This window comes from Rhodococcus sp. NPDC060176 (assembly GCF_042728675.1).
In the GTDB taxonomy this organism is placed as follows: Bacteria; Actinomycetota; Actinomycetes; order Mycobacteriales; family Mycobacteriaceae; genus Rhodococcus_F.
Genome location: NZ_JBHWYS010000004.1, coordinates 88,179 through 100,231 on the forward strand (window position 1 = coordinate 88,179; position 12,053 = coordinate 100,231).

The following is a 12,053-nucleotide window of genomic DNA, read 5'->3' on the forward strand; positions in this document are numbered from 1 at the left end:
TCACCGTAACTCCAGATCACCACACACAGAGAAAGGCACTGCCACATGTCCACACGCACACGAATGTTGTTCGCTCGCACTGCGAAGGCCGCCGCACTGGTTGTCACCGGAGGTCTGTTGTTTGCCGCTCCCGCTACGGCCATCCCGCTCGACTTGGGTTCTCTGAACACGGGATCGCTCGGGTCGGTCGATCTCGGCTCGCTCGAACCGGTGCTCGCGCCGACACCGAACTTGGCCTCCGTGGCCAACTTTCGCGACATCGCCGGCAACGACGGGAGGGGATACGCCACCGCAGACGGCTCGCATCTCAAGCGCGGCGTCATCTACCGGTCCAATGCGCTGACCGCGACCAGCGACGCCGACAAGACGACGCTCACCGGTCTCGGACTTGCCGACGCCTATGACCTGCGCGGTGCAACCGAGATCTCCAACCCGTTCATCGGTGGCGCAGACAAGCTTCCGGACGGCGTGACGTACACGAACATCCCGATCGAGTTCAAGGATCTCACTCAGCTCGCCACGACGATCAAGTCGCCGGAGGAGGCCAAGCAGTTCTTGGTCGACACCAACCGCAGTTTTGTCACCGACCCCGTGCGCCGCGCCGGCTTCAAGCAGGTTCTCTCGGACATCGCTGCGAGTGACGGGGTGCAGTTGTTCCATTGCACCTCAGGCAAGGACCGCACGGGTTGGACCGCGATGTTGCTGCAGTCCATCGCCGGTGTTCCCGCCCAGACGATCATGGACGACTATTTGTTGAGCAACACCTACCTTCAGGCGACCAACCAGAAGATTCTCGCGCAGATCTCTCAGGCCCTGAGCCCGCAGGTGGCGACCAATCTCGAGCCCGCTCTCGGTGTCGACGCTTCGTATCTGGAGGCAGGTCTCGCGCAGATCGTCAGCGACTACGGAACCGTCGATGGTTATCTCACCGCAGGTCTCGGACTCGCTCCGGACACGATCGCGCTTCTGAAGTCAAAGCTCGTCGGCTAGTTTCACGCTGCTTAAACGCTTGAACGAAGGTGTACCGGTCTCCATCGAACTCCTGGTGGGCCTCGATCCCGGAGGTTGCCCTGCGACGCGGCGAGCGCACCTTAGCCTATGTGCGCTAGAATTATGTACATGACAACTCTCCCGGTGGCCGACGCCCGAGCGCAGCTCTCTCGTCTCGTCGACGAGGCCGAGCGCACACACGAACGGTTCGAGATCACCCGCAACGGGCATCGTGCCGCCGTGCTGCTCGGCGCCGACGACTATGACGCGTTGCGCGAGACGATCGCCGTGCTGGCCGATGAATCGCTACTGGCCGGACATCTGGCGGGAGTGGCTGAGGCGCAGGCCGGGGACACCCTCGATGCTGCCGGTTTGGCTGCGTTCCTGGGTAAGAGCGAGGAGTGAGCGGCTTTGACGAACCCTATGTCCTGGCGGTGGCGCGTTCTGCGGCTCGATCGCTGAAAGCGGGCTTGCCCGAGAAGGTTGCGGTCGCGGTCTACGCGTTCATCACCGGTCCGTTGCTCGAGAACCCTCACCGGGTCGGAAAGCGGCTCGATCCGCCGCTGGCTCCGGCGTATTCGGCGCGGCGCGGTACGTATCGGGTGCTGTACTTGATCGACGATGACGCCCGCCGGGTGACGGTCACCTCGATCGCGCACCGCTCCGATGCTTACCGCACCTGAAAAGCGTCTTAAAGTGAACAACTGCCCGGAGACTTGACACCGGGATTGCGATTACGGCTTGCTGCTGGATCCGCGCTCGTGCCAACCGGCCACATCGTTTTGCGTGACACCCAGTTTCCTGCACAACGGTGCGAAATCTTTTGAAGTGTGCTGACTTCCGCGGTCTGGGTAAATCCGAGATTGTTCAGTTCGGCACCAGCAAGTGGTCTGATGCCGCAGGGTACTGTCGGATTGTGAACCAGGATCTGATCATTCGCCGCTACCAGCCCTCGGATGAGGACGTGGTCGTCGACCTGTGGTCTCGCGCAGCACGAGAAGCCCATCCGTTCCTTGCGGGTGAGGGGACCGGTGAACGGGAGCAGAAGATGCGAGAGGTTTATCTGATTCAGGCCGATAATTGGGTGGCTGAGCACAGCTCCGAAGTCGTTGGCCTGTTGGGAATGATCGGCTCCGAAATCGGGGGACTGTTCGTCGCGCCGGCATCACAAGGGTTGGGTGTCGGGCGGGCGTTGGTCGAACACGCCACAACCATGCACGGCGAGGTGACACTCGAGGTCTACACCCTCAACGGTCGCGCCCGCAGGTTCTATGAGCTGATGGACTTCGAAGAAGAGGGGCGTCGACACGACGCCGAGACAAACCATGAATTGATCACCCTGCGTCGTACTGGTCGCGACGCCTCCATAATTCAGGCATGACAGAGGCTATTCAGCACAGCGTTATTACGCTTGAGCCTGCTGGTCTGCCTGGAGGTGCTTGACCGGACATCCGGCGGGGAAGGTGCCGAGGTCTTCGACCTTGTAACCGTTCGGGTAGCTGCGGATGTTGGGCAGTTCGCGGGCGAATTTCCGCTTCGTGCGCACCGGGAAGAACCGCAGCAGACGTGCGCGGACTTTCAGCGCTCCGCGTGAGACGACGCGCATCGCGGTGCTCGGGTGCTTGTAGTGGAAGGCGTCGAGTAGGTGATCGTCCATGAGGGCGAACGCGAATCCCTTGACCAGAGCCTTCGGCGCCAGGTTGTTGGGCGGGAAGGTGCACATCAGTTCGAGGGTGGAATCGGCGACGGCTCGCGCGCCGGGGTCGAATGAAAAGTGTTCGCGCTCATAGTCGTCGAGAAGTTTGACGAACCCCTCGTAGGTGTCAGGCGTGTCCTTGATGTTCATGTACCGACCCAGGTGGCGGTAGTAGTTCGTCGACCCGACGATCTCGTTCTCGGTCATCTTTCGCCAGCCGTACGCGTCGAGCCATCTGACCGGTGTGACGACGAAGGTGGCCAGGACGTAGAGCATGTCGGCGTTGGAGATGTCGTACGAGCCGTGCATCTGATTCATTCGACGCACGCTCTTGCGGCCTTCGGTGCTGCTGAGGCCGTGCTCGAGGATGGCGTCGAGGATCAGGCTGGTGTCGTCGTAACGCTTCTGAACCTTGTCGGTGAACTCGCCCGTGGAGAAGAGGAGCTTGCCGATCGAGGGGACTGCGTACGTGCGAAACAGCGCGAAGCTGAGCGCCTGATTGATGTCCCAGGGAAACTCCTGTGCCGCGAGAATGCGCGACATCTCTTCGTAATCGGTTTCGGGATCGAGTCGATCCGTGCGACTGCGGAGGTCGTAGCGCTTCATCTGAACACTCCCTGGGACTGGTCTGCGCGCGGCAGAGGTAGGTGTGAGCTGCACCACCGACTGTAGTTCTGACAACACGCGTTGTCTAGGGGGTGTGAATAGTCGACTTTCCTTCGTTTCGGGCGTTGTACCAGGGGTATCCGGAAAGTGTTGTCGACCCGAGGAGCAGCTATGAGCGTCACACGCACGGCCGGGGTTTTCGCGGCCATCGGACTACCGATTGCCGCGAGCGTCATGTTCGCCGGAGTCGCCTCGGCTGATCCGCCACATCCTTTCGGCGGCGCCGCCGTCACCATCGGGTGTCCGAATCAGGGGTCGCTGGCCTCGTTGACCGGTCTCACCGGCCAGTCCGGACCGGAGGCCAATCCGCCCATTGCCAAGGGCGACATTCGCTTCGATTCGTTCCCGGCAGCTGCGCCTATCCCGGCGGCCGGACAGGTCACCGTTGCGTGGGTCAACACCGACACCGGCAAGTCCGGAATCGTCGACCTGGTGGGGACTTACCCGTATCTCTCCGCGACGGTCAATACCGGCGTCGGCAATGTCGTTGCGACGGCGTTCGGTTCGATCAACTGGGGCAGTAGTCCCATCTGTCAGTCGAATCCGACGATCGGCAGGTTCATAGCCTGATCGTCACACGGTTCACAGCCTGAGCAGGCACAGAGTTGGCGGTATCGCGTGATTATCTGTCATCTCGGAGATACCGCCGCGCCCATCCCATCCCATATTCTGAAACACGTTAGGTGAAGGCATATTTCAGGGATGGAAAAGGTGGCGACGTGAACGGGTCGAGCGCGCGTCAGTTGATGAGCCAGATGCTCGTCGAGAAACGAAACAGCCTTGCACCCGAAAAGGTCGGCATGCGCTGCGAGGGTGCTCGCCGCATGCACGGCCTCAGTCGGCGTGATGTCGCGCAGATCGCCGAGATCAGTTTCAATCACTATCAGCGGTTGGAACAGGGTACGTCCGTGGGTGTTTCAGCTCCGGTCATCGTGAGGATCTGCGACGCCTTGCTGATGGAAGACGACGAGAAGGCGCGCATGCTGGCATTGCATCAGGCATGGGCGCGCCCTCGTCGACCTCGGCCCGGATCCCGAGTTGCCGGATCTCAGGCCGCCGATGAAATCTCCGGTAGGCAGCGGGCCAGTTCGTCCGGCGTGTAGTAGAAACTTCCGGCGCTCACCGGAGCGCACGGCGCCGCAAAGGCTGTCTCACGCTCGTTGTAGAGCATTCGGACCAGACGCTTGCCGTCCGGCCCGGCGTAGACATCCCACTGCACGTTGGCAGCCATCGGGCTGACCTGCGCTCCGCGCCAGGGGTTGTTCGCATAGGTGTAGAGGTCGCCCTCCGCCTGCGAGACGGTGCTTCCCGGCAGTTTCAGGAGCGCCGCGAAGGGGATGATCGTTTCTGCGTGTGCGAACCGGAAATCCGCTCCCGGTACGGCGTCGTCGCCGTTGTGTTCCTGCAAGCCGCGCAGGAACTCGTCGCGGAGCACGGTAGCCATCCGGTAGGTGACGTCCTCACCGGTGAAGCCAGGGCCCTTGGCGTAGAAGTCCTCGGCATCGTTCGTGTATGCGAGCCACTGCGCGTCAGCAGGTTCGATGAACCGCTCGAAATTCCACTTGCCTTCTTCGGCCATGCCCGGAGTGATGATGTACGTGTTGTACAGCATGTATGCAGCGTCGACCTCGTTGTCGATCGTGCTGGAACCCTTGCCGCGGTCGACGAGTGAGAACTCGCCCGCGCTCAGGCGGTTGACGAAGTTCTCCGAGTAGAGCTTGAGCATCATGTGCCGTGAGACCTCGCGGGTGCGGGGAAGATCGGCGATCTGGTCGTCGACGGCTTTCAGTCGAGGATCGGACTCTTCGTAGTCCTTGTAGTCGGCATTTGCATCCGAGTCGTGGAAGTAGAGGAGATCGGCATCCGTCGTCACCGGTGCAACATCGCCGGCGACGGCCGGAAACGCACCGGTCAGGCCCTGAGCGAAGTTCTCGGCGCTGTCCACGGCACGGTCGACGCCCGACGAAGTCAAAGTGATGGTGCCCTGTTGCGCTGCGATGGCGTCGAACAGTTGGGGGAGGCGTTCGGTGACCCGCGCGCCGAGCTGCCTGTGTTCGGTGATCCCGAGTCCGCTGAGGTTGCCGTACCCCAGCTTCTTGTTGGCGGCCATGAGATCACGAAGGGCCGGGCCGAATTCCTTGCCTACGGGAGTCAATGCGTTCTCGGCTTCGGCGATTTCCCACAGCTGCAGGCTCAGGTCGTCGTACTTCAGGCTCGACAGCGCTCTGGAACCATGGCGCGCAACGCTTTCCGTGTACACCGGGGAGTATCCCGTCGGCGGCGCCTGATAGTCGGCGATGCGCTGGCCGGGAGTGTAGGGCGTCTTGGAGGTGAAACCGCCGTCGGTCGACGCCGGGGTCTCGGCCGAGCCGGAACTCGAACCAGCGTCGAGCGAACCGAACGGTGACGCCGTGGCGATGGACTGGACGCTGCTGGTGACAAGCACTAGTCCGACAGCGCCGGCAGCGGCCAGCACGCCGAAGCGTGAGCTTCGCATGGTGAGTTGATCCTCTCCGTCGGTGCCGAGGTGACACGACGGAAGGAAAGTTAGAACAGCTAAGCGTCCGAATTGCACCTATTTGCCCATGTGCAGATGGACGCGGGGTTACAAGTTTCGGATTCGGAGAGCTCAGGAGGGTTTGGCGGCAATCCCGATCGACACGGAGAGCGACAACGCTATGAGGGTCATGGCCAGCCACTGGTAGCTCTTGGGTGTGGGCTGCTTCTTACGTCCGAACTTGCTCACTGATGTCTCCCGTTTGTCCGTGGGTACTCAGCACATATTACTGTTCCATTACCCCAATGGCGCGGTCGACCGGAAACTGTGCGCGATCAGACAGCGGGCGGACCGCGAAGTCCGCCCGCTGCCCTGTGATCAAGAGATCGTGCGCAGTTCCCGTCGCAGTATCTTGCCGGTAACGGTCTTCGGCAGTTCCTCCACGAGCACCACAGATCGTGGGTATTTGTACGCCGCCATCCGCTGTTTGCAGTGATCGATCAGTTCGTCCGGCGTCACCGACGCCCCCGCGACGAGGCTGACGAACGCCTTCACCGTCTCACCGCGGTATTCGTCGGCGATACCGACGACAGCCGCCTCACGGACTGCGGGGTGCTCGGCAAGAACGTCCTCGACCTCGCGTGGCCACACCTTGTAGCCGGACGCGATGATCATGTCCTTCTTACGGTCTACGACGTAGAACCAGCCGGCTTCGTCCATGAACCCCACGTCGCCGGTGTGGAACCACCCGTCGCGAATGGCCGACGCACTCTCCTCCGGCTTGTTCCAGTAACCGCGCACCACCTGTGGACCACGGACGACCAATTCGCCGATCTCTCCGATCGGCAGGACCGCACCGCCCTCGTCTTCGATGCGGACCACGGTGTTGGGTACTGGAACGCCGACGGACAGTGCCCCGGACGTGGGGTCGACGGGCGTATCCGCCCCGACGGGAACGGCGTGAGTGGGCGACGTGGTCTCGGTCAGCCCGTAGATGTTGTGCAGCGCAGCACCGGTCATGGCGCGGACGGCCTCGGCGGCAGTCGGCGAGATGGGTGCGCCGCCGGAGTAGAGCAACCGCATGGAGGAGAAGTCTTCCGGCGCGCATCCCGGAGTGTTGAGCAGTGCCGTAAAAGCAGTGATGGCGCCGACTGTGAATGTCGGTTGGTGCTCACGAATCGCGTCGAGCATCACCTCGGGCTGGAAGCGATAGGCCAGCACCAGCGGCATTCTCGCCAGGACGGACACCGCGATGTGACCGATCAACCCCGTGATGTGGAAGAGCGGTGCAACTCCGAGAACGGTGTCTTTCGGGGTGAGCCCCAGCCAGTCACGGTAGACCTGGGCGTTGAAGGTCATGTTCGCGTGAGAGGTCATCGCCCCCTTCGGCGGACCGGTGGTTCCCGACGTATAGGTCAGTACCGCGAGGTCTTCCGGTGCGACGTCAGTGGTGACCGGATCGCCGAGCCGATGTTCGTCGATCAGGGTCGCAAGATCGTCGGTACCGAGATCCTTCTTGACGATTCCGTCGAAAATCCTTGGATCGTTGCGACTTTGGTACTCGAGTTCCGAGGTGGTGATAACTCGCCTGACCGGCGAGTCGGAGACGACATTGCGGCCCACGGACTCGTAGAGCCCCTCGAGTGCGATGAGAACGGCAGCTCCGGAATCTTCGAGTTGGTATCCCAATTCTCGTTCACGGCTCATGGGATTGATCGAGACTGCGACGCCGCCGGCTTTCCAGATTCCGGCGAGCGCGAGCACGAACTGCGGAACGTTCTGGAGGAACAGAGCGACGCGGTCACCCTCCACCAGTCCACCGGCTCGGAGTGCTCGGGCCAGGGCGTCACTCTGCTGATCCAGTTCGGCGAAACTGAGTTGACCGTCGAAGTACTTCACAGCCGTGGCGTCCGGATCAGAGCGGACCGTGGTCGCCAACATCTCGAGCATCGTGGGGTGCTCGACCTCGATGTCGGGGGGAACGTCGTTGCGGTACAACGCCAACCAAGGGCGATCTTCGTATGTCATTTGATGGCAACCGGATTCACGGGAGAGCCGCTGGCCTTGGCAACCTTGAGTGGTGCGGCGACGTACAAGAATGTGTACTGGCCGTCGGACGCACAGTCTTCAGCCAGTTTCTCGAGATCGCAGATCTCGGTGAACACCACGCCGAGATTGCGCATCAGAGCGTTGTGGAGTACCAGTGCCACACCGTTTTCGGGGTCGGTGGTGACCTCGTTGGCGATGGTATCCGTTACCAGGTTCGGGATCTCCATGTCCTGGAACCACTGGACGAGTTCGGGGCTGTAGATCAGGCCGGGCTCGCAGAAGCCCTCGTAGAAGGCTTCGCCCTGGTCGAAGAACAGCTTGAGGAAGTTGGTGCGGATGACGAGGATGTCACGCTTCTCGATGGTGACGCCCTGCGCTTCGGCACAGGCCAAAAGATCATGGTGCGTGAATGTTTCGGCCTTGTCGAGGTTTTCCTTGCCGCGGAACTTTGCCATGTCGAGAAGTACTGCGCGTCCGACGACGCCACGGTCGGCAATCGGTTCGACGCTGGCCTTCTCGAGGCCGCCGACAGTCGTGTCAGCGGAGTATCCGTTCCACAGGGCGCCGTCGTACCAGACGTGGCCGAGCGCGTCGTACTGCGTCGAACCCTGCAGGAACGCGTCGATCTTGTCGTCCGCGTAATGCAGGCCGCCGGGGAAGTTGGGGGCGTCGTCGCCGTCCCAGCTGCTCTCGTCGAAGATCTGTGTGCGCTCGGCAGGGCTGCGTCCCGGCCACGCCGGATCACCCTTGGGGTCGCCGATGAGCCGTTGAAGCGTGAACACGGAACCCTGCTTGATGGTTCCGACGCCACGAAGCACCTGTCCGGCGTCGAGGTAGTTCAGTGAACCGACCTCGTCGGACTCTCCCCACTTGCCCCAGTTGCTGGGTGCGTCGCGCAGGAGTTCTCCAAGATATGGCGCCTCGGTCATGGTGATTCGATCCTCTCGCTACCGACACCGAACGATCGCTCGGGCGGACCTGGGTCTTTGTGATCCACATCATGTTCAGGCCGATAATCAGTAGTCAACATGTTCACCGATTGCCGTGGTCATCGCATTGTTGGAAATCCAATGTTCGGGAATACTGAACACTGTGACCGAAATCGAGAATGCCGTCCTGATTGGAGCGTCGATCCGGCAGGCACGGCGTCACAGCGGGCTCTCGCTGCGCGAATTGGCCAGGCGTCTCGATGTCAGCGCGGCTACCCTCAGCGCCGTCGAGACCGGAAAGACCAGGGTCAGCGTCGACAGGTTGGCGGCGATCGGGGGGATCCTCGGAGTGCGTTTCGACGCACTGCTCCCAGCCGCGATAGTGCGTCCGCCGGAACAGCCACGATGGGGTGGCGACGACGCGGACCCGAGCGCACCTATGCGACCGAACGTGTGGCGAAGGTTCGGCCCGAGTTCGTTCGATCCGGTGTTGGCGGCCGCGCTTGCGGAGATGGTGAAGACCGGATATCACGGCGCTGCGATGCGTGAGATCGCTAAGCGCGCGCAGATGAGTGTGCCGGGTCTGTACCACCACTATTCCAGCAAGCAACAAATGTTGGCCGAAATTCTCGACCTCACCATGGCCGAACTCAACACGAGATCGTTGGCCGCAATCGACGAGGGCGAAAGTCCCTCTGAAAGGCTGGCTCTGCTCGTCGAATGTGTGACCTTGTTCCATATCTATCGCCGCGATCAAGGTTTCCTGGGTGCCAGCGAAATGCGCAGTCTCACAGACGAGAACAGGTTGCGCATCACGGAATCACGCAACTACCAGCAATGGTTGACGACGAAGCAAGTCGACGACGGAATCGCCGCCGGTGTGTTCGGGACGGATCGACCGCGACAGGCTGCGCGTGCAATCGTCGTGATGTGTGTCTCTGTCGCGCAATGGTATCGGCCGAGCGGACCACAAACGCCCGAGGAAATCGCACGCGACTATGCGCGTTTTGCGCTCGATCTGGTTCGCTACCGACGACCGTGACGGACGTCATCCGGTTCGGGTGATGCGCCTGCGCGCAAACGGGTCCATGCTTGGAAGGTATCCGTACCGCGACTTGAGTAAGGAACGAAACCTAATGTCTTCCAAGCTGTCTCACAAGGCCTACATGATCGGCGCCGGCATCGGAAACCTTTCGGCGGCGATCTATTTGATTCGAGACGGTGAGTGGGATGGTGCGGACATCACCATCATGGGTCTGGACATGCACGGAGCGAACGACGGCGAATCTGCCGCTACCTTCCAGCACCAGTACGGTCATCGCGAGCTCGGAAACGACGCGGGTTTCATCAACCGTGGCGGGCGTATGCTCAACGAGGAGACCTACGAGAACCTCTGGGACGTGCTGAGTGCGGTTCCGTCGCTGGACAACCCGGGAAAATCGGTAACGGATGACATCCTCGATTTCGACCACGCACATCCGACGCACGACGTTGCACGGTTGATCGACCGAGACGGCATCCGCAACAAGGGTGAGAACGACTACAAGCACATGCAATTCGACAACAAGGATCGCTACTTGTTGACGAAGCTGATGACGTTGCCGGAGTCGGACGAGGCAAAGTTGGACGATATCAGCATCGAGCAGTGGTTCGAGGACACTCCGCACTTCTTCACCACCAACTTCTGGTACATGTGGGAGACCACATTTGCTTTCAAGCGGGTGAGTTCGGCGATGGAGCTTCGCCGGTACATGAACCGAATGATTCTCGAGTTCAGTCGCATTCAGACGCTCGCCGGTGTCACCAGGTCGCCGTACAACCAGTACGAGAGCATCATCTTGCCGATGCGGACCTTCCTCGAAGGCAAGGGCGTGAAGTTCGTCAACGAACTGAAGATCACGGAGTTCGTGTTCAAGGACACCCCGCTTCGAGACGAGATCGTCGTGACGGGACTCGATTACGAGAACGTTCGCACCGGTGAGAAGGGCCGAATCGACGTAACGGAGGGCGATTTCGTCTTCGACACCAACGGCAGCATCACCGACAGCTCGTCGATCGGCGATCTGGATACCTCGATCGTGGAAGACATGAGGTACGCGCCGAGTGCACTGCTGTGGAAGCAGGCTACCGAGCATTTCTACGACCTCGGGAATCCCGACAAGTTCTTCGGGGATCGGGAGCAGAGTGAGTGGACCAGCTTCACCGTCACCACGTCGTCACACGAACTCATCAACGAGATTTCCCGAATCACCAAGCAGCTCCCCGGAAATGCGCTCAACACGTTCGTGGACTCGAACGTCCTTCTGTCGATCGTGGTTCACCATCAGCCGCACTATCACGCGCAGAAGGAGAACGAAGGGGTCTTCTGGGGTTACTGTCTGTTCCCGCGCAAGAACGGTGACTACGTGAAGAAGCCGTTCATCGAGATGACCGGCCGGGAAATGCTGGAAGAGACGCTCGGACACCTCGAGGCGCTCGACGAGAGCGGTGCGCTGGCCGCGCGCCGACAAGAGATCACCGGCAGCGTCGTCAATTCGATTCCCAGCCATATGCCTTACGCCAGTGCGCTGTTCAATCGGCGCGCCGTCGGTGACCGGCCTCTGGTGGTGCCGAAGCACTCCAAGAATCTGGCCTTCATCAGTCAGTTCGCGGAGTTGCCGTTCGACATGGTGTTCACCGAGCAGTACTCGGTGCGCTGCGCTCAAGTGGCCGTCTACAAGTTCCTGGGGATTCCGGAAGGCAAGCTCACCAAGATGCATCACTACGAGAAGGATCCGAAGGTCCTCGCCAAGGCCGCAGTGACGATGTTCCGCTGAGGGGTGCTCAGCGACCGTGCCGCTTCTCGTAGTCCTCGCGAGTGCGATCGGCACGACGCTGGGCCTTCTCGTCGAGCAATTCGGGATCGAGGCCGTGGCTCAGTAGGCGGTGACGGCGGTAGATGGTGCCGAGCGCCACGACGAAGTACGCGAGCGGGATGAGCAGCAAGGCCATCATGGCCAGGGGGATCCAGATCGGTCCGGGAATCAAGAGGAACAGCAGGAGAATCAGCGTCGCCGGCACGGTGAAACGAATGATGTAGCGCGCCTGGGCGCCCGGGCCCACCAGATCGTTCCGAACCCAGTCCTGATACCGGTCGGGGAGCGTCTTCCCCAGGAGGTATCCGCAGTACTGAGGAAAGTTCGGGCGAGTCTGTTCGGCCATGGCCTCCAGGATAGTGCCTGGTACT

The 12,053-nt window shown here is 61.2% G+C and carries 13 protein-coding genes; 8 read left to right on the top strand and 5 right to left on the bottom strand.

Features of this window, described 5'->3' with window-relative positions:
• The first annotated feature begins 45 nt into the window (after window positions 1-45).
• From ACFWEM_RS20015 to ACFWEM_RS20030, 4 genes are all read left to right on the top strand, one after another.
• Window positions 46-990 (top strand): tyrosine-protein phosphatase, encoded by a 945-nt coding sequence (locus tag ACFWEM_RS20015; protein ID WP_378536305.1) that lies wholly within the window; start codon window positions 46-48, stop codon window positions 988-990.
• Between the two features lie 129 nt (window positions 991-1,119).
• The gene (locus ACFWEM_RS20020; protein WP_374105663.1) at window positions 1,120-1,395 is read left to right on the top strand and encodes a type II toxin-antitoxin system Phd/YefM family antitoxin; all 276 of its coding nucleotides are present in this window, start codon (window positions 1,120-1,122) and stop codon (window positions 1,393-1,395) included.
• Window positions 1,392-1,673 (top strand): type II toxin-antitoxin system RelE/ParE family toxin, encoded by a 282-nt coding sequence (locus ACFWEM_RS20025; protein WP_378536308.1) that lies wholly within the window; start codon window positions 1,392-1,394, stop codon window positions 1,671-1,673. The genes ACFWEM_RS20020 and ACFWEM_RS20025 overlap by 4 nt, the downstream gene beginning before the upstream one ends.
• A 233-nt stretch (window positions 1,674-1,906) precedes the next feature.
• On the top strand, window positions 1,907-2,371 hold the full coding sequence (locus tag ACFWEM_RS20030; RefSeq protein ID WP_378536310.1) for a GNAT family N-acetyltransferase: 465 nt from the start codon (window positions 1,907-1,909) through the stop codon (window positions 2,369-2,371).
• Between the two features lie 24 nt (window positions 2,372-2,395).
• Here the strand turns inward: ACFWEM_RS20030 and ACFWEM_RS20035 are convergent, their stop codons facing one another.
• A complete protein-coding gene (locus tag ACFWEM_RS20035) occupies window positions 2,396-3,292 on the bottom strand; it encodes an oxygenase MpaB family protein (RefSeq protein WP_378536312.1) in 897 nt (298 codons plus the stop codon).
• Window positions 3,293-3,463: 171 nt separating this feature from the next.
• Between ACFWEM_RS20035 and ACFWEM_RS20040 the strand changes: the two genes are divergently transcribed.
• Window positions 3,464-3,922 carry a hypothetical protein gene (locus ACFWEM_RS20040; RefSeq protein WP_230816135.1) on the top strand — a complete coding sequence of 153 codons (459 nt, stop codon included), beginning with the start codon at window positions 3,464-3,466 and terminating at the stop codon, window positions 3,920-3,922.
• A gap of 149 nt (window positions 3,923-4,071) precedes the next feature.
• The gene (locus tag ACFWEM_RS20045) at window positions 4,072-4,455 is read left to right on the top strand and encodes a helix-turn-helix domain-containing protein (protein ID WP_378536314.1); all 384 of its coding nucleotides are present in this window, start codon (window positions 4,072-4,074) and stop codon (window positions 4,453-4,455) included.
• Here the strand turns inward: ACFWEM_RS20045 and ACFWEM_RS20050 are convergent.
• From ACFWEM_RS20050 to ACFWEM_RS20060, 3 genes are all read right to left on the bottom strand, one after another.
• Window positions 4,401-5,849 carry a histidine-type phosphatase gene (locus ACFWEM_RS20050; RefSeq protein WP_378536316.1) on the bottom strand — a complete coding sequence of 483 codons (1,449 nt, stop codon included), beginning with the start codon at window positions 5,847-5,849 and terminating at the stop codon, window positions 4,401-4,403. The genes ACFWEM_RS20045 and ACFWEM_RS20050 overlap by 55 nt on opposite strands.
• 378 nt (window positions 5,850-6,227) lie before the next feature.
• A complete protein-coding gene (locus ACFWEM_RS20055) occupies window positions 6,228-7,877 on the bottom strand; it encodes a class I adenylate-forming enzyme family protein (RefSeq protein WP_378536318.1) in 1,650 nt (549 codons plus the stop codon).
• Window positions 7,874-8,827, bottom strand: a complete 954-nt coding sequence (locus ACFWEM_RS20060) for a cyclase family protein (protein WP_378536320.1) — start codon at window positions 8,825-8,827, stop codon at window positions 7,874-7,876. Before ACFWEM_RS20060 ends, ACFWEM_RS20055 begins: the two co-directional genes overlap by 4 nt.
• Before the next feature lie 163 nt (window positions 8,828-8,990).
• On the opposite strand from ACFWEM_RS20060, the gene ACFWEM_RS20065 reads away from it, so the two are divergent.
• Window positions 8,991-9,869, top strand: a complete 879-nt coding sequence (locus tag ACFWEM_RS20065; RefSeq protein WP_378536322.1) for a TetR family transcriptional regulator — start codon at window positions 8,991-8,993, stop codon at window positions 9,867-9,869.
• A gap of 94 nt (window positions 9,870-9,963) precedes the next feature.
• Window positions 9,964-11,643 carry an oleate hydratase gene (locus ACFWEM_RS20070; protein ID WP_378536324.1) on the top strand — a complete coding sequence of 560 codons (1,680 nt, stop codon included), beginning with the start codon at window positions 9,964-9,966 and terminating at the stop codon, window positions 11,641-11,643.
• Window positions 11,644-11,650: 7 nt separating this feature from the next.
• Here ACFWEM_RS20070 and ACFWEM_RS20075 read toward each other — a convergent pair whose 3' ends face one another.
• Window positions 11,651-12,028, bottom strand: a complete 378-nt coding sequence (locus ACFWEM_RS20075) for a DUF5313 family protein (RefSeq protein ID WP_003943558.1) — start codon at window positions 12,026-12,028, stop codon at window positions 11,651-11,653.
• Window positions 12,029-12,053: the final 25 nt, after the last annotated feature.